This is a genomic window from Micromonospora sp. IBHARD003 (assembly GCF_056106285.1).
Genome location: NZ_JBWBBX010000001.1, coordinates 5,797,881 through 5,815,046 on the forward strand (window position 1 = coordinate 5,797,881; position 17,166 = coordinate 5,815,046).

Genomic DNA, 17,166 nt, shown 5'->3' on the forward strand with positions numbered 1-17,166 from the left:
CTCCCATCCCAGGGCGGACCTCCCGGTCCGTACCGGAGATGTACGTCCGAGAAGGAGGAACAGATATGTCCCAGGTTCGTGGTGGGACCAGATGGAAGCGGTTCGCGGTCGTCATGGTGCCGTCCGTGGCCGCCACGGCCGCGATCGGTGTGGGCCTGGCGCAGGGTGCACTCGCGGCTTCGTTCGCGGTGTCGGGCCAGGAGTTCAAGGTCAAGGCCGGTCACCTTGTCGGTACTGGGTTCGCCCAGTACGGCGGCATGGACGTGGGCTACAAGAACGTTGCGGGTGGGGACGACAAGACCGCCCACCCAGTTGCGATCTCGACCTTCCAGAACGCGACGATCAACAACATGTGCCAGTCCGTGGTGACCGATGTGCCGTTCGTCGGCAAGATCACTCTGCGGCTCGAGGCGGGCAACGACAAGAACAACCCCGTCGTTGCCAAGGACCTTTACCTGGACGTGTCCTCGCTGGATGCTGACGCTACGTTCAAGAACATCGACATCGGCGTAGCGGCCAAGAACACCGGCGACCCCAAGATGGGTGGCAAGGGCCCGGCCATCAAGGACAAGATCCTGCCGAACAGCTTCGCCCAGCAGGCTGATGAGGCCATCCTTGACAATGTCGAGCAGAAGGCGTGGGCAACCACGGCAGCTTCCTTCAAGCTCAGCGGCCTGAGCATGCGTCTGTACGCGGACTCCGGCCACGAGTGCTACTGACGGTCATTCCGTCCGGACGGGCGGGGGGAGCCACGGCTTCGCCCGCCCGGCCAACTCTCCACACCGCACCACCAGTTCCAGGGAGCTGTTTTCCATGAGCGTCGCCGAGTCCACGGAACAGAACGAGCACTTCCTTCGCGTCTTCCGCCTGCGGTTCCGTGACTGGCGGGGACAGCGGCCGTTCTGGGCAGGCCTGTTCACACTGCTCGGCGGCATTCCGATCGCCTACTTCCCGTATGCGAGCTTCAAGCTCGGCCACATGACGATCTCCATGTCGACGACCGCGGGCTCAACCGCGCTGATCATCGGCGTGCTGCTCGTCACGTTGGGTCTCACGATGTGGTTCCAGCCCGTAGTTCGTATCTTCGCCGGCGTTGCCGCGATCCTGCTGGCATTGGTCTCGCTCCCTGTGTCCAACCTCGGTGGGTTCATCGTCGGTTTCTTGTTCTCCCTCATCGGCGGCGCGCTCTCCATCTCGTGGGCGCCCGGGAAGTCGGCGGACGAGTCGACCGAGGACAACGGGGAGGCTCCCGTACCCGTCGAGCCGTCAGGTACCCCGGATCAGGAGCCGTGGGGCACGCACGACGAGAAGACGCACGACACCACCATCGACGCCAACGGCGGGAGGAACAGTGCCGGGTGATGTCACACCGCTGAACACGGCAGGGGGTGACGAAGCACAGGTCAGAAAGGGGCCGCGTCACGCGGCCCCGAGGAAGTCCCTGCTGACCAAGCTTCAGATGCCCGCCGGCAAGGCGATGGCCCTGGCCGCCATGCCCACCGCGGTCTTCGTGGGAATGGGCCTCACGCCCAGGCTCGCCCTCGCCGACGACAAGGACATACCCTTCGCGCCGGGCCCATGCGTCACGCGCTCGGACGAGCCGTCCGCGTCGGAGTCGCCGTCCCCGTCAGAGTCGGCCAAGCCGTCCGGCGAGGCGTCGGACGACTCCTCGGCCAAGCCGTCCGACGAGCCTTCGGTCGAGCCCTCCGCGAGCGCCTCGGGAGACTCGGACAAGACCCGGGACGAGCCGAGGCCGGGAGCATCCCCGTCTGCTTCCGAGTCGGCTGCCAAGCCCGCCGAGGAGTCGGAGCCGTCCGCGGACCCCGAGCCGAGCGAGACCAGGAACCCGCTCGACCCCCTGGGTCTCGGAGACAAGATCAAGGACCTCTTCGACGGCCCCGACACGCCCGAGGAGCCGACGGCCACGGCGACCCCGAGTGCCACGGCGAAGCCCGCGGAGGAGTCGTCCGAGGAGCCCGCGGAGAAGCCCGCCGCGGAAACGTCCGAGGACACGTCGTCCACGCCGGAGAGCACGACCACGAGCCCGGTGCGCGACGCCGCCGACAAGACCAAGGACGCCATCAAGGACGCGGCGCAGAAGGCCGGCGCAGAGGTCGAGGAGCTCGACGACAAGGTCAAGGGCCTGGACGCGGTCAAGGACGAGGACATACCGGAAGGCGCCAAGCCGCGCTTCCCGTGTCCCACCGCCGACCCGGAGGCTCTGGCGGCGGCCGAGGTGGAGCCGGGCATCCCCACGCTCCCCGACGACCCCTGGATCCTGGAGAGCTCGAAGCTCACCCTCACGGGCCTGGACTACAAGGGCATCGTCGAGGTCAAGACCGGAAGCGGCAAGATCAAGAAGGTGCTGAAGTTCACGGCTACGGGCGTGAAGATCGACGACTTGCACCAGCTGGTGGTCGGCCCCAACGGCACGACGGCACACGTCGAGGCGCGGAAGGGCTCCACGTCGGAGATCAACAACGGCACGGTGACGATGTACACGGAGGAGCTGAAGGGCAACCTCTTCGGCATCATCCCCGTGACCTTCAGCCCGCAGTCCCCGCCGCCGCTCAACGTCCCGTTGGCCATCTTCACCAAGGTGAAGGTGACCCAGGCGGGTCAGTTCGGCGGCACGCTGACCGTCCCCGGTCTGCGCAACTACTTCACCGGCGGCAACGCCGGCTGAGCCACCGGGAGCCGCGGAAAGGCTGTGGGCCGCACCTCGAACGAGGTGCGGCCCACAGTGCCTGCCTGGCGGCGGCGGTGGCGTCCGAGGTTGTCTTGGTCTCGGGATGGTGGTCGGCCGCCACCGGACGGCTGATGCCCAGGGGTCCGCAGCGATGCGACTGCATGTGATGCGCTCGACCGCGACCTGCGCGTCAGCGGCCGAGGCAGCCGCGGGGGCCTCGGGGACGCTTCCCCCAGCGTCCGCTCCAGTGGGCAGGGTCTACGCCACGGCCCGGGGCCACCGCACGATCTTCGATCGTCCACACACCAACCGATGATCATGCGGTGGCCGTACCCGTCCCCAGCGGGTCCGCTACAAGTTCGCCAAGCCAGACTGGACCAACTAGCTGCCGGCCGCTTCCCTGAAGGAGCGTGCGATGGCCCGGTCACCGTCCAGGGCACTCATCCGGACGGGGCTGCGCTCGTCGTCCAGAACGACGGCACGGAGCACTGTTCCGACGGCCGCTTCCTGGTCACCGTCCGGCCAGCGGGGGTCCTTTGCGTTGTCGATCAGCCCCGCGGTGCCGTCCGGCAGCACCACATCCAGCCCCCAGGGACGTACAGCGACGACCTGGACGTCGTATTCGCGATGGAGTATCGAGGGCATGTCGTTCGGCCGCCTCACGGCTTGAGTATCCAGGTACGGTCGACGGTCAGGGAATTGAACTCGGCCAGCCTGCTGTAGTCGATCTCCCACTCGATTCTGGGGGTTCCATTCGGGCCCTTCCAGTCGTAGCGCTTGGCAGCCTTGGCGAACTGCACCAGGAACTTCATGTCCATGTCGTACCTGTACATGCCGTTGGCGTACGTACCCCGTCCCCAGTACTCGGCGGCGACGCTCTGCTCGCCGAAGTACACCTTGCCGTTGCTTCCATCCTCCGCCGCCCGGGCCGGGTTCGGGCCGTGTGCCTTCTCGTAAGCCACGTCCACGGTCTTCGGGGTCCGGTATATGGGGAACGTGCAGTCCGTGTCCGACTTCGGCTTGTCGCCGGAGGCCGCGGTTGACCGCTGGACGGCCGACGCCTTCGACTTCCGGCCCGGCTTGGTGCCGCCGGAGTCCCGGTCACAGCTGATGCCGAGTCGGTCCAGCTGCTTCTTGGCGTCCTCCATCTTCTCGGTGACGGCGTCGACGTTCTTCCGGGCCTTGTTGACCTTCTCCAGGAACCCCTTGATGCCCCAGATGGCCTTGCCGATTTTCGGCAGCTTGCTCCCGATCTTCGCCAGCTTGACCGGGCCCGCGTTCTGGACGATGGCCCAGATGCAGATCCCGATATCGGGATCGTCGATGCACTCCTTGATGTCCTCTGCGAACAGCTCCACCAGGATCTCGGCGCCGTTGTCCTTCAGGTAGTCCAGGAGGTCCTGGCCGGAGAGCTCCCGGGCCAGCGCCAGTTCCTCCTCGCTCAGCCCGGCCTGCTCCAAGGCGTACTCGGTGGCCATCCGCAGGACCAATGCGTCCAGGGCATCCGCGCCGCTGCTGGGATCTCCGCTACCGCCGCCGGGCTGTGGATCGGTGTACTTCGAGTTCTTCTTGGCCGCCTCGGCCAGTTCCTTGCGCTGCCTCTCGCGCTCGGCCTCCTCGGCGCGTTCGGCGGCCTGGTCGGCCTCCTTCGCTGAGGCATTGGCGTTCTGTGCTGCGTCTTCCGCCGCGACTGCGTACGCTTCCGAGCGGTCGGCGCTCTGTCGCGCGGTGGCGGCGTCACTCTCCGCCGACGCGGCGGCACTGTGAGCACTGCTCGCGTCCCGTTCGGCGTCCGTGGCCTCGCTGTCGGCAGCGGCGGATTCGGTTTCGGCGGCGCTTGCGGCGGAGTCGGCCGCGAAGGCGTCCTCACCTGCCTGCCTGCTCCACTCGGCGGCTCTGGCGTCGGCCTTCTTGGCGGCTTCGGCCGCTTTGGCTGCCTCGGCGGCGGAGGCCTTGGCCCGCTTGACCGCTTCGGCCGCGCGTGCCGCATCCGCGGCTGCCGCGGCTGCGGCCTGTGCGGCCGCCTTCGCGCTTGCGGTGGCCTTGTCGGCCAGCGCCTTGGCGTCAGCAGCGGCCTTTGTCGCCTCCTTGGCCTTGGCTTCGGCAGCGGCGGCCTGCTGTTCGGCGAGCGTTTTGGACGCCTGACCGACGAGTACGGCGAACGCGGCGGAAACATCGCTTTCGCGATAGGCGCTACCGAGGGCGATGGCCTTGTCCGCAGACATCGTCACCTGCTTTGCCGCATCCCGGGCAGCGACGGCGAACTGGGCGGTGGCCATGGCGTGGCCCGCCGTGACGGTGGCCCACTCGCGAGTCTTACGCGCCTCATCCCTGGCCTCGGCAGCCCGAATTTGGGCTGTGACGGCGGCCATGGCCGCCTTCTTGGCCTCGGCTTCGGCGCTCCTCACGTTCTGCGCGGCGGCGGCAGAGGCGTCGATCGCCTCGGCTGCGGCTGCGTGCGCATTGGCCGCGGCGGCACTCGTGGCCAATGCTGCGGACCAGGCTCCGTCTGCGGCGGCACGTGACCTGGTTGCTGCTGCCTTCGCACGCGTCGCCGCAGCACGGGCCGCGACAGCGGCGCTGCTGGCCTCGTTGGCTGCGGTACGTGCAGCCGTTGCCGCGATAGTGGCCTCATTGGCCGCAGTCCGGGCTTCTGTCGCGGCTTGCCGGGTTTCGGCAGCGGCGTCAGATCCGTCTGCGGCGGCAGCGGCGGCCTCAAACGCCGCCGCACGCGCGGCTGTGGCTTGCTCCTCCCGCTCCGCGCGGACCGCCTTATCGCGTGCCTCTGCGGCACGTGCCTCGGCGGCCTTGGCATCCGCATGCTTCGAAGAAGCCGTGGATTCGGCGGTCGCGGCGCTCGACCTTGCCGTCGAGGCCTTGGAGCGCTCCTCTTGGGCGCGAGCCTCGGCGGCTTGAGCCCTACCCCGCTCCCGTTCGGCGTCCTTGCGTGCCGTGGCGGCCTTGTCGCGCTCGGCCTCGGCGACTCCGCGCAGCTCCTTGGCCTTGGCGGCCTGGGTGCGGGCGGTGGCTTCCTCCTTCTCGGCGGTCGCTTGGGCGTTCTTCGCCTTGGTCGCGTTGTCCGCAGCCTCCTTGGCCTGCTCGTCCGCTGCGTCAGCGGCCGCCTTGGCCTGCGCGGCCGCTTCCTGCGCTGCGGCCTTGCGGAACTCGGCCTGCATCGCGTGGGACTGCGTCTTGGCGAGCGCCAGCAGCGCCTGGCTGTCGGCGGCCGTCGCCTTCGCCGCGTTGGACGCTGTGAGGGCGGACTTGGCGGCTGCCTGAGAGGCGGCGTACGACGCCTTCGCGACCTGCACCGACTGCTGGCCGTACATCAGGCCGCGCCCACGCGGGGTCTTGGCCGCGTCCGCGATGGCCCATGCGGCGCTCTGAGCCGCGACCGCCTTCTCGGAGGCTGCCTTGGCCGCCGCGACAGCCTTGTCTGCGATCGGTATCTGGGCTGCGGCTGCATTGCGCGCGGCCGTCAGGTCCTTCGCGGCCTGGGTGAACACGGCCGGCTTCGGCTTCAGGATGCTGTTGGGATTGGCCGCCCAGTACTTCTGGAAGAAGAGGATCTGGTCGGCCTGCCAGGCCTGGCGGACGGCCTCCACCATCGCCTCGGTGGCCACGCGTACTTCCTTCGAAGCCGCGATCTCGGCAGCGACGATGTCCTTGCGCTGTTTGCTCTGCGAGGCGTACTCCGCCCCCCACTCCGTGTGCGCGTCGAGGACGACGCCGGTGAGGGCACGATAGTGGTCGACGGGGTTGTTGCTGTCGCAGCTCGCCCAGGCCGCCTTGAGGAACTCCACCTCGGTCCGGTGTTCCAGAGAGTCCGGAGCCGGAGCGGTCTTGAGGAACCCGCCGAACCGGAGGACGCTGGCCACGTCATTGGCCGAACCGGGCGTCCCGTTCTCGCCGTTGTTCAGGCCCACGACCTCGTCGCGGGCGAACGGCTTGTACGCGGTGGCCCAGTTGTCGTCGGCGGTGTCGAAGGCGGCGATGACGTCCTTCGCCTTGTCCAGAGCCGCCTTGCCCGGCTTGGGAGTCGGGTCGTCCCCGACCTTGAACGCGAGCTCGCGCTCCATCCTCGCGAAGGCGATGATGTCTTCACCGAACTCGGGCGCATGGAAGTCACGCCCGCCGGAGGAGTTCGTGTTGCGATAGGGCTCGTTGGTCTGGTTCAGCTTGTCCTGACGGGCCTTGAAGGCGTCTCCGCGGGCATTCTGCGCCGTCACGTCGCGGTCGTAGGCGTAGCCCAAGGGGGTTCCGAGTCCCCCGAACGGGCCCCAAGCGGCCGCCACGTCCGCGTCAGTGCCCGACAGCGCGGTGTTGGCCGCGGCCTTCATCTCGGGGCCGCCGTAATGCACGGCCCTCGCCACCTGGCAACGGTCCTTGCGCGCCTGCGCGCCCAGACTGATCCGCAGGGCCCTCTTCCATGGATCGGTCGGGTTGTCCCCCGGCTCCTCTGCCCGTGCCGGGACCGCGTACACGAGTCCCACCAGCAGGGTCGACGCGGTCGTCAGGGCGGTCCCCGCGATGCCCCGTGTCAGCGCCGCGCGTCTCGCGCGCGGGTCTCTCCGAAATGCTCTCAGCACTGCTCAGCCTGTTCTTCTGGGTACAGGTCATGCCCAGGAAGGAGTAGGTGATTGAGGCAGGACGGCATTGCCGACGTTAACTGACGGTCAATCAGGTATGTGCTGAAGAGCGTGAAATGCCCCTCGGCGCGCCGGTCGAGCACGCCGCCCCCCGCCTTCCCCCCGAAGGCGTGTAGATCATTGCACGGGAATAGCAGCAACGATAGGTCCAACTTGTGGAGATATAGATGGATATACGGTCGAGTGGTTACGTGGAACCTGTGAAAGTCTGGCCCATTTCAATCACATAACTGCTTTGCAGCCTTCATCGTTGGCCGATTCTGGCGCTCCAGGGTGATCGCGCCGTGGCTGGAGCGGCTCGGCGGTATGCAGGCGCCAGAGCGGTAAGAGTGACGAGGACGCGGCCATCAGGATCGCTTGTCGCCGAGTTCGCATCCGGAGTCCGTCCCCGGACGAGTCGCCGAGGGCGGCTCCTGTCGGGAATGGCGCTGTGGGCAGTGCCGGGCCCGGAGCATCGCCCGCGGCATGTTCCTTGCGCCCAAGGCCTATGCGCGCGGTACGCCCCGTTCCCAGAGCTCCTCCGCGTGCTCTGAGAATCGGTCGAACATGCCGTTCTTACCCTGACGGCGCAGGTGCAGCAGTGGGGAGTCGTGGCCGACGAGTCGGGCCAGATGAGGTGTGACGAGCGCATGGTGGTCGAAGCGGAACACCGACAGGGAGACGTGGTTCACCGCGTCGTCCGCGCTGCTGAGCCGAGTCTCCAGGCCTACCACTGGACCGAGGTATTCGAGGTTCTCCAGGGTGACGTTGATACGAGTCGAGACGCTGAGCGCCACGCTCTCGACCGTCTCACGTTGGCGGGTCACCTCGCCGTGGGGGTTGCCGAGCAGATCGCAAAGCGACGCTCAAGGCGTCTCCCAGCAACTTTTGGGCCTTCTCGAACCGTAGCCGTCGACGGTCGAACTGTCCCTGGGTCGAGCGGAGATACGTCCGCAAGGGGGCACCACCATCTCCACCATGAGCCACCCGAAAAGGACGATGGATCCGCCCGTAAACGTGATGCTCCCGCCCGAGCCACCCCGGCCGGCTGACGACTGCGGGGTATGCGCGGCTCTGGCCAAGCAGCGCCAGGAGGCCAGGGACCGTGGGGATTACTCCGCTGCGACGGACGCGTGCGTGGAGATCAGGAACCATCCCCACACGACGCGACCATGCTGACACTGGAGAGCTGAGAAGCCCTACCCTTCGTGAAGGGCTCGTGTTTCCTGCGCCTGCTGTGGAGCGGACGGAACACCACCGGCGTTCTCCGAATGCCGGGGGGCGAGGGCGTGGCGGATCCACGGGCAGGGCTGGTGGCCGGTGGACGCGTGGCCCGCGTCGCTGAGGACCGCACCCGTCGCCGGCAAGCGTCGGTTCGGCTGCGGCGCGATGGTGAGTGAGGAAGGGATGCGATGACAGGCATGCACGGAAGGCCGGTATTCGCATCGCGCCCCCTGCCCCTGCTGACGCATGCTCTGACCCTGGAGTCCGGGCGAGCCCGGCAGCTCCTCGCCACAGGTGCATGGCGCCTGTCCTCGGCGGACACCGAGGCGGCGGTGGCAGTCCTTGCCCGCCTCACCGCCCCGCTCCCGGTGCGGCGGGGCATATCGGCGCAGACTCAGGCGACGGACCGGAACAGACGGCTTCAACGCATCATGAGGACCACGGTCCACCACCTCGACGCCGGTGCCGTCAGTCCGCCTGCCACTGCTCTCCTGGCCGCCGTCGCCCGCGCCCTGCTGCCCTGGCACGCTGCCCCGAATCCACCGGTTGCGGCCGCGGCTCCGAGGTATGGAACCGTGCCGGGGGCAATGGAAGGCGCGGCACCGCCGACCGAAGCGGGCGAAGCCCTGCTCCCCGATCTGACCGCGCAGTTCACCGCCCTCGCCGCGACGAAGGCGCCCGGCGCTATCCCGCTCACGCCGCCGGTTGATCCCTGGCAGGTCCGGCACAGGGGCCGATTCCGTCGTCACACCAGACCCGCGCCGGGGGTATGGACGGCCGAGACCGTCAGCTGCCCGGGGTGCGGAGGCAAGGACGGCCCGTGGACCGTGACGTGCGATTGGCGTCGGGTCACATTGGGCTGCCCCTGCGGGGTGGTGAGCGATGAGCACGGACTCTCCCTCTCCGAGATCTGGCTCGTGCTGCCGGAGCCCAACTGAGCATTCCCGTCAGTGCGGACCGCGGGCGGCTCCTGCTCCGGACAACCAGGACCGTGCGGTCTGCCGACCTTCCTGTGAGGGGGATGTGTCGGCATCGTCGAATTGATCCCACAAGTGCACCGAAAAACCTTCACGTGTGACTGATTCTGGTTCTAGAGTGATCGCTCTGTGGCTGCTCGGCCCGGCGCGCGGGCGTTGGGGGGACGGCCGCTGGGCAATGCCCCTCCGTCTGTCTGCGCAGGACTCTTCTCCTGTGAGGACTGACCACACTCATGTTCCGAAAGCTCAGCCGCCCGGTGCGCCGGGCGGCGGTTTCCGCGGTGGGTATCGCCCTGGCGATGTCCGCCGTACTGGTGGCGAGGGCCGCTCCCGGGCCCTGGAACGACCGGACGGACAGCACGGCCACACAAGCGGCGCAGGCTCAAGTCGCGCCCGGAGCGGTGATGTTCCCGCTGTTCGCCCGGAAGGCAGGACGGCTCTACGACTACGAACCGAGTGGTACGGGCGGGGTGAAGCCGCTCTACGACATGGGCGCCGGCTGGGGCGACATCAACGCTCTTGTCCAGGCCAACGTGTCCGAGAACGGCAATGGCAACGACCTGTACCACCGCACCGGCACCACGCTGTACTACACCGCCGAGCACGGCAACGAGACCAAGGTCATCGGCGGCGGCTGGGACCAGTACAACCTGCTGGTCTCGGTGGGCAACATGGGCGGCACCGCCCAGCCCGACCTGATCGCCCGCCCCGCCGACGGCACGCTCTGGCTCTACCAGGTCAAGGGCGACGGAACGATGCTTACGCGCCTGCGCATCAGCACCGGTGGCTGGAACGGCATGAACGCCCTGGCCGGCCGGGGCGATTACACAGGTGACGGCAAGGCCGACCTGATCGCCAGGGCGACCGATGGGACGTTGTACATCTACCCGGGAACGGGCAACGCGGTCGCGGATGCCGCGCTCGGCAGCCGGATCACCGTCGGCAAGGGCTGGGATGCCTACAAGACGGTCGTGTCCACCGGTGACAACGACGGTGACGGCAAGACCGATCTGATCGCCAACGACAGCGCGGGCAAGCTCTGGCTCTTCAAGGGCACCGGCACACCGAGTGCGCCCTTCGGCCCCAAGGTCCAGATCGGGAGCTCCGGATGGGGCACCTTCGACACTCTCTTCTGACAGGACGGCACACGAGGCATGCGTAAGAACGCACACCCCCCTGGACGCCGCGCCGTCCTCGGCAGATGGACACGACTGCTCACCTCGACGGCACTGGCGACCGCGCTGGCTGTCACGATCAGCGGAACGCAGCTTCCGTCGCTGCCCACGCTCATGAAGCCGGCGGCGGACAGCGAAGAACCTCCCTCATTTGACCTGGACGCAGCGGCCAGAACTCGGGCGGAGCAGTGCCTGCTGAACCTGATGGCCCGCAAGGGCGGCCAGGAGCTCAAGGCCGTCTCCCGCGCCGGACTCAACGGCACCGAGGAAGACCTCCACAAGAACGCCGATCGTGAGAAATGGTACGAGCACCAAACCCCGCTCTCCGTCGCGTTCGCCAAGGACAAGGCATGGGCCGACGCCAAGGCCGATGAGCTCTGGAGCCGGGACAGCGTCTGGGAGCAGTCGCTCGCGGTACCGGGACAGACCACGCCGCCCGGCTATACCGTCGCGGGCTTCGAGTGGGTCTATGACGAGGTCAACCCGTTCAACACCACCGGGCTGCTCACCTGGATCGACGGCCAGTACTGGAAGTCCGAGTACGACCTGTATCACGAGGACAGACACCGGTCGCGAGCAAGGAGTCCGTGGACGCCGTCAAGGCGATCGCCGCACAGCGGTACTCCGAGGACCGTTACGAGGATTACAAGCCCCGCAAGGCGCTCGAGTCCATGGAGTTCATGCACCCGATGTACGCGGACGACGCGCGCATCTTCCTGCAGAACGGTGGCTTTCCGACCTCGGCTCCGGCACCGGACACGATGGAGTTCCGCCTTGATGTCGAGGCGCTGAAGGCGCGCTTCGCGTCCTGTGCGACCGAGAACCCGCCGGACCCGCACGAGGTGCTGCGTACCGAGACCGTCGTCGCCTCGACCGAGTGGCAGACCGAACTGGCGGGGCAGAAGTCCCAGCGTGCGACGATCATGGACGCCGAGGCCAAGGCCTCGCAGCAGCTGACCATCGCGACGCAGGCGCTCGGCGAGGCGCTCGGCAACTCGATCATTGCGAGTCGGCTCACGGACTGGCAGGCGTACTGGCTCAAGCAGTCGCCCGACAGCACGATGTTCTATCCGAAACCCGCTGAATTCGCGAAGGTCAAGACGGACATCATCCGTGCGCAGGACCGCGCGCAGGGCCGTGTCTTCGTGGCGGCGCGGGCGTCGATGGCCGCACAGGCGGAGGCCGCGCGCGCCGAGGCCGCGAAGCAGCAGGCGTACGCCATCGCGGATGCCGCCGGCGCACCGCGTGGCCGGGGTCTGATGTACGGCCAGCAGGCCGCACAGGTCACCAAGGCGTCCGCGGCTGCCGCGCTGGCGGTGTCCAAGGCGACGGAGACCGCGTCGAACGCGACGCGCGCCTCGGCCGCCGACAGCAAGACGCTGATGGCGCTCGCGGAGACCCAGGCGCACGCGTCGAAGGCCGAGTTCCGTCGCAAGGCGGCGGAGGAGGCTGCCGCCCAGGCGAAGGCTGCCGCGGAGGGTGCGGCCCTGCAGGCCAAGCTGGCCGCCGAGAACGCGACCAAGGCCAAGGCTGCGGAGACCAGGGCCAAGGACGCGGAGGCGACCGCGAAGGCGGCAGCCGCCGACGCCAAGGCCAAGCGCGAGACTGCCGAGTCCGAGGCCGCCTACGCCAAGTCGCAGAAGGAGCTGGCGGACGCGGAGCGTGCCAAAGCGGAGGCTGCCAACTCCACGGCGCAGAGCCAGCGTCAGGCCGCCGCGGATCAGCTGGCCGTTGCCCAGTCGGCAGGAGGCACCGCGGCTGCGAAGAAGGACGCCGCGCTGGCAGCCGAGAGCAAGGCGAGGACCGCACGCGACGACGCCTTCGAGGCGGAGCGCAAGCGGGACACCCTGGAGGCCAAGGCCGCCGCAGCGGAGGCACTGCTCGCAGCGGTGGAGGGCACCGAAGCGGCGATCGAGGCCCGTGCAGCCGCAACCAAGGCGCGCACGGCGGCGAACAACGCGACCGCCGCAGCGACGGCCGCCCGGTCCGCGGCGAACGAAGCCACGGATGCGGCGACCAACGCACGTGAGGCGGCGACCCGTGCCGAAGGAGCGCATAGGCGAGCTCAGGCAGCGGCCGACGCCGCCAAGCGGGACGTCGCCATCACCGAGGCGGCAGTGAAGAAGGCGCATGCGGCTGCCGCTGACGCCATCGACGCTGCCGAGGCGGCGAAGTGGAACGCCGTCACCGCGAAGGCCCAGGCGGAAACGGCTAAGCAGAAGGCCACGGAAGCCAAGGGCCATGCCGTGGTGGCCCGCTCGGAGGGCGCCCTCGCCGGAGTCGACGCCGTCCGTACGGCGGGCTACGCCTATGCGACGGCACAAGCAGCGACAGCGGCCCGCGACTCGGCGGCGCAGGTGGTTAAGCCGGCCAACGACGCCATCGAACTGGGCTCCCCGTACAAGGAGACCGACGCCTCGGCAGGTCTGGCCGTACTGACGGGCCAGGCGGCCAAAACCCTCGCCGAGCAGCAGGCGGCGGTGGCGAAGGCCAAGGCCGAGCAGGCGGCGAAGGCCGCGGCGCTGGCGAAAGAGCTTGCCGCGAAGGCGAGCGTTGACGCGAAGGCGGCGGCAGAGGCGGCGGCGAACGCGGCGGAGTACGCCGCGAACGCGGTCAAGTCGGCTGCGGCTGCCCAGGTTTCAGCCAGCGCCGCAGACGCCTCGGCCAAAGCCGCGAAGAAGTCCGAAGCGAACACGGTCGAGTACGACAAGCAGGCCAAGGCTGACGCCGAAGCCGCGCAGGGTGCCGCGGACACGGCCGGCACCTATGCCGAGCAGGCGGACGCCGCGGCCACGGACGCGGAGCGGGACGCGGCATCGGCCCGCAGCGCGGCCACCGCGGCGGAGAGCGACGCGAGCACCGCGCGCGGCATCGCCGACCAGGCGGAGCGCGACGCCACCACGGCGGAGGCGGCCGCGGCCAACGCTCGCAACCTGGCTGTCGAGGCCGCACAGGCAGCCATCCGCACCCAGACGGCCGAGTACGAGGCACTGCAGGAGCAGAAGCGGTCCGGCAGCGGGTCGGTGGGCATCGACGGCGTGGTGATGCGCCCGAGTGAAGACACGCTGGTCGACATCGACCCCAAGAGCGACTGCGTCGGGACGCACACCGGTGGGCAGATCGGCTGCGAGATCGATCTCGAGTACCACGTCTACGGCGAGATGGACTTCTACCTCGAGTCCTGCCCGCTGCCGGGTGTATCGCGTGCGAATTGCGGGAGCAGCATCAAGCGTGACTACCTGATGAGCTCACCTTTGGACGTCCGGTTCCGCGAGAACAAAGTCCACATCGACGGGCTGGAGCTCACGGCCAGCGTCCTCAAGGGGCTGGCCATGGCTGCGGTGAAGGACATCGTCGACTGCAGCAAGGGGATCATCAGCGGCTGCCTCTGGCTCGCCGGCAGCATCGTCATCCCTGCGATCCTCGTCCGAGCGGTCGCGGCGGCGTTCGCGGTGCGCATGGCGATGGTGAATGGGGCCAGGCTCAGCGAAGCTCTGTGGGGGCTGCGCGGCGCGGGACTGAGCACCTCGGCTGCGGCCAATCTGGAACGAGCGGGCACAGAAGCCCTCATCGGCCGATGCTTCCCGGCCGGTACAAGGGTGGCGACCGAGGACGGTCCGAAACCGATCGAGCAGATCAAGGTGGGTGACCGGGTCTGGTCGACCGATATGGCGACCGGGAAGAAGTCGCTGCAGCGTGTTCTCAAGCTGTTCAACCGTACGGTGGACCGGCTTGTACGCATCCGGACCGCCGGTGGCAAGGTCGAGGCAACCGACTCGCACCGCTTCTGGGTAGCAGACCGCGGGTGGGTCCAGGCAGGCGACCTGCGTGCCGGTGACTCGTTCCGTACGAAGGACGGCACTGCGGAGCGAGTGCTCGGCACATCGCTCGTCAAGGGCAGCGTCCGCGTCTTCAACTTCGAGGTCGAGAAACTCAACTCCTACTACGTGTACGTCGGTTCGAAGCCGATCCTGGTACACAACGACTGCATCAAGGCGATTCTCGACGACTTGGTGAAGGACGGGGACCACATCCTGCTGGGGATCAACCCCATGGCCGACGACGTCGCCAAGAGCATCGGAGCGCGGACGTTCAATGGCAAGAACTTCGGCACAGAGCTGCCAGAGGGATTGGGGATGGGGAAGCGTGCCATATGGACGGTCGGCGTCGAGAGAGCGGTGGCCAACAGCAATGTGAAACTGTCGGTGAGCTTGGACGGTGTCCTGGGCGCCAAGACCGCCGACGAGGCTCTCACACTCCTGCTGCAGCGGGGAGAGTCGATCGCCGCGGGCGACTGGGCGAAGGTCCAGTCCTCGGGCTTCGGAACCGCATGGGAGATGGTCAAGCTCCGTACCGCGGTCAGGCTGGAGAACCGCAGATGGTCGTCGATCGAGTGGCACATGACCAACGATGCGGGCAAGGTGGTGCGGGTCTTCCCGGAACGCTTCCGCTACCCCAACGGGGAACTGGTGCCCGAGTGAGGGGAGCATGGCAGCCATGACAGATTTCATCCGCGAGGGGCGGCTTTTCCGGGTCACCGGTTTCAACCCCTCACACCGTCAGCTCTTCCTCCGGAGCGAGGCGACGCTGGTGGACCGGACCACGACATGTGTCGAGGTCTATTTTGGCCATGTTGAGCTGATGTTCCTCAAGCCCTACTACCGCGACGGTCTTCACATTCGGCGCGCCACCCCAGAGGAGTTCACGGTGCTCAGCGCGCGCCATGAAATTCCGGCTGAGGACGCCGCGTACACCTGGATGCTGGAGCGGGACGGCGGCAGTTTCGTCGTCGGAAGTAACCCGAGCTGGCGCGAAGCGGAATACGAGCTGATGGGTGACAGGACGTACTTGTACGACCCGTCCGAGCCGTGGCCGCCCGAGTTTCCCGCGGAGTCAGGCACCGTCGGCTAGTCTCGACCGACTGTGCGATGCCGAGGGCGGCGCCCCGGTCCACGAACGTGGACCGGGGCGCCGCCCTCTTGCATTGGAAGACCCCGTCAGTGCCGCTTCTCGCCGCCCAGGTGGTGGACCCGCACCATGTTCGTCGTGCCCGGGACGCCGGGGGGCGAGCCCGCGGTGATGATCATGGTGTCGCCCTCGTTGAAGCGCTGGAGCTTCAGCAGTGCCGCGTCCACCAGGTCCACCATCGCGTCGGTGGTCTCGACGAACGGGGCGATGAAGGGCTCCACGCCCCAGCTCAGGGTGAGCTGGTTGCGGGTGTTGTCGTCCGTCGTGAAGGCGAGGATCGGCTGCTCCGCGCGGTAGCGGGACAGACGGCGGGCGGTATCGCCGGACTGGGTGAAGGCGACCAGGGCCCGGCCGCCGAGGAAGTCGGCGATCTCGCAGGCCGCGCGGGCCACCGAACCGCCCTGGGTACGCGGCTTCTTGCCGGGCACGAGCGGCTGGAGACCCTTGGAGAGGAGTTCCTCCTCCGCAGCGGTGACGATCTTGGACATCGTCTTGACCGTCTCGAGCGGGTACGCACCGACGCTCGACTCGGCGGACAGCATGACCGCGTCCGCGCCGTCCAGGATCGCGTTGGCGACGTCGGACGCCTCGGCGCGGGTCGGACGGGAGTTGGTGATCATCGACTCCATCATCTGGGTCGCCACGATCACCGGCTTGGCGTTGCGGCGGCACAGCTCGATGAGCCGCTTCTGCACCATCGGGACCTTCTCGAGCGGGTACTCGACCGCCAGGTCGCCGCGGGCCACCATCACGCCGTCGAAGGCCATGACGACGGCGTCCATGTTCTCGACGGCCTGCGGCTTCTCCACCTTGGCGATGACCGGGACCCGGCGGCCCTCGTCGTCCATCACCTTGTGGACGTCCTTGACGTCGCTGGCGTCCCGTACGAAGGACAGCGCCACCAGGTCGCAGCCCATCCGGAGTGCGAAGCGGAGGTCCTCGACGTCCTTCTCGGACAGTGCCGGGACGTTGACCGCAGCGCCCGGCAGGTTGATGCCCTTGTGGTCGGAGATCACGCCGCCTTCGACGACGATCGTCTTCACCCGCGAGCCCTCGACCTCGACGACCCGCAGTTCGACGTTGCCGTCGTTGATCAGGACCTGGTCGCCCTTGGAGACGTCTCCGGGAAGGCCCTTGTAGGTCGTACCGCAAATGGACTTGTCACCGGGGACGTCCTCGGTGGTGATCGTGAACTCGTCCCCGCGGACCAGCTCGACCGGTCCCTCGGCGAACTTCTCGAGGCGGATCTTGGGGCCCTGGAGGTCGGCGAGCACACCGACGGGGCGGCCGGTCTCGGCCACTGCCCTGCGGAGGCGGTCGTACCGCTCCTGGTGCTCTGCCTGGGTCCCGTGGCTCATATTGAAACGGGCCACGTTCATGCCGGCCTCGATGAGCGCTTTCAGCTGCTCGTAAGAGTCGACGGCGGGGCCCAGTGTGCAGACGATTTTGGAACGGCGCATGAGGCGGATCCTATCGGGTTTGTTTCTAGGCGGAATATTCCGTCT

General features: G+C 68.0%; 12 protein-coding genes. 7 read left to right on the plus strand and 5 right to left on the minus strand.

Features of this window, described 5'->3' with window-relative positions; all coding sequences use genetic code 11:
- Positions 1-65 precede the first annotated feature (65 nt).
- The 3 genes from ACTWOL_RS25880 (at position 66) to ACTWOL_RS25890 (ending at position 2,686) form a co-directional block, all read left to right on the plus strand.
- Positions 66-719, plus strand: a complete 654-nt coding sequence (locus ACTWOL_RS25880) for a DUF6230 family protein (RefSeq protein ID WP_474299185.1) — start codon at positions 66-68, stop codon at positions 717-719.
- Positions 720-813: 94 nt separating this feature from the next.
- Complete coding sequence (locus ACTWOL_RS25885; protein WP_474299186.1) at positions 814-1,362, plus strand: DUF6114 domain-containing protein; 549 nt, start codon at positions 814-816, stop codon at positions 1,360-1,362.
- Positions 1,363-1,459: 97 nt separating this feature from the next.
- Positions 1,460-2,686: a hypothetical protein gene (locus ACTWOL_RS25890; protein WP_474299187.1), complete on the plus strand. Its 1,227-nt coding sequence runs from the start codon at positions 1,460-1,462 to the stop codon at positions 2,684-2,686.
- 384 nt (positions 2,687-3,070) lie between these two features.
- Here the strand turns inward: ACTWOL_RS25890 and ACTWOL_RS25895 are convergent, their stop codons facing one another.
- The 3 genes from ACTWOL_RS25895 to ACTWOL_RS25905 all read right to left on the minus strand — a co-directional run bounded on the left by ACTWOL_RS25895 (position 3,071) and on the right by ACTWOL_RS25905 (position 8,144).
- Complete coding sequence (locus ACTWOL_RS25895) at positions 3,071-3,334, minus strand: hypothetical protein (RefSeq protein WP_474299188.1); 264 nt, start codon at positions 3,332-3,334, stop codon at positions 3,071-3,073.
- Positions 3,335-3,348: 14 nt separating this feature from the next.
- Positions 3,349-7,278, minus strand: coding sequence for an ALF repeat-containing protein (locus ACTWOL_RS25900; RefSeq protein ID WP_474299189.1), 3,930 nt, complete (start codon positions 7,276-7,278; stop codon positions 3,349-3,351).
- A 545-nt stretch (positions 7,279-7,823) separates the two neighbouring features.
- Complete coding sequence (locus tag ACTWOL_RS25905) at positions 7,824-8,144, minus strand: hypothetical protein (protein WP_474299190.1); 321 nt, start codon at positions 8,142-8,144, stop codon at positions 7,824-7,826.
- Positions 8,145-8,729: 585 nt separating this feature from the next.
- Between ACTWOL_RS25905 and ACTWOL_RS25910 the strand changes: the two genes are divergently transcribed.
- Both ACTWOL_RS25910 and ACTWOL_RS25915 read left to right on the plus strand, forming a co-directional pair.
- The gene (locus ACTWOL_RS25910) at positions 8,730-9,479 is read left to right on the plus strand and encodes a hypothetical protein (RefSeq protein WP_474299191.1); all 750 of its coding nucleotides are present in this window, start codon (positions 8,730-8,732) and stop codon (positions 9,477-9,479) included.
- 272 nt (positions 9,480-9,751) lie between these two features.
- Positions 9,752-10,654: an FG-GAP-like repeat-containing protein gene (locus tag ACTWOL_RS25915; protein ID WP_474299192.1), complete on the plus strand. Its 903-nt coding sequence runs from the start codon at positions 9,752-9,754 to the stop codon at positions 10,652-10,654.
- A 186-nt stretch (positions 10,655-10,840) separates the two neighbouring features.
- Here ACTWOL_RS25915 and ACTWOL_RS25920 read toward each other — a convergent pair whose 3' ends face one another.
- Positions 10,841-11,260, minus strand: coding sequence for a hypothetical protein (locus ACTWOL_RS25920; RefSeq protein WP_474299193.1), 420 nt, complete (start codon positions 11,258-11,260; stop codon positions 10,841-10,843).
- A 20-nt stretch (positions 11,261-11,280) separates the two neighbouring features.
- On the opposite strand from ACTWOL_RS25920, the gene ACTWOL_RS25925 reads away from it, so the two are divergent.
- Both ACTWOL_RS25925 and ACTWOL_RS25930 read left to right on the plus strand, forming a co-directional pair.
- Positions 11,281-15,174, plus strand: coding sequence for a polymorphic toxin type 27 domain-containing protein (locus ACTWOL_RS25925; protein ID WP_474299194.1), 3,894 nt, complete (start codon positions 11,281-11,283; stop codon positions 15,172-15,174).
- Between the two features lie 16 nt (positions 15,175-15,190).
- The gene (locus ACTWOL_RS25930; RefSeq protein ID WP_474299195.1) at positions 15,191-15,604 is read left to right on the plus strand and encodes a hypothetical protein; all 414 of its coding nucleotides are present in this window, start codon (positions 15,191-15,193) and stop codon (positions 15,602-15,604) included.
- An 86-nt stretch (positions 15,605-15,690) separates the two neighbouring features.
- On the opposite strand, the gene pyk is transcribed toward ACTWOL_RS25930, so the two are convergent.
- Positions 15,691-17,130, minus strand: a complete 1,440-nt coding sequence (gene pyk / locus ACTWOL_RS25935) for a pyruvate kinase (protein ID WP_474301263.1) — start codon at positions 17,128-17,130, stop codon at positions 15,691-15,693.
- Positions 17,131-17,166: the final 36 nt, after the last annotated feature.

Bases quoted from the DNA above. Each gene is read 5' to 3' on its own strand.
- ACTWOL_RS25895 (WP_474299188.1), bottom strand. From the start codon at position 3,334: ATGCCCTCGATACTCCATCGCGAATACGACGTCCAGGTCGTCGCTGTA.
- ACTWOL_RS25930 (WP_474299195.1), top strand. From the start codon at position 15,191: ATGACAGATTTCATCCGCGAGGGGCGGCTTTTCCGGGTCACCGGTTTC.
- ACTWOL_RS25915 (WP_474299192.1), top strand. From the start codon at position 9,752: ATGTTCCGAAAGCTCAGCCGCCCGGTGCGCCGGGCGGCGGTTTCCGCG.
- ACTWOL_RS25910 (WP_474299191.1), top strand. From the start codon at position 8,730: ATGACAGGCATGCACGGAAGGCCGGTATTCGCATCGCGCCCCCTGCCC.
- ACTWOL_RS25880 (WP_474299185.1), top strand. From the start codon at position 66: ATGTCCCAGGTTCGTGGTGGGACCAGATGGAAGCGGTTCGCGGTCGTC.
- ACTWOL_RS25885 (WP_474299186.1), top strand. From the start codon at position 814: ATGAGCGTCGCCGAGTCCACGGAACAGAACGAGCACTTCCTTCGCGTC.
- ACTWOL_RS25890 (WP_474299187.1), top strand. From the start codon at position 1,460: ATGCCCGCCGGCAAGGCGATGGCCCTGGCCGCCATGCCCACCGCGGTC.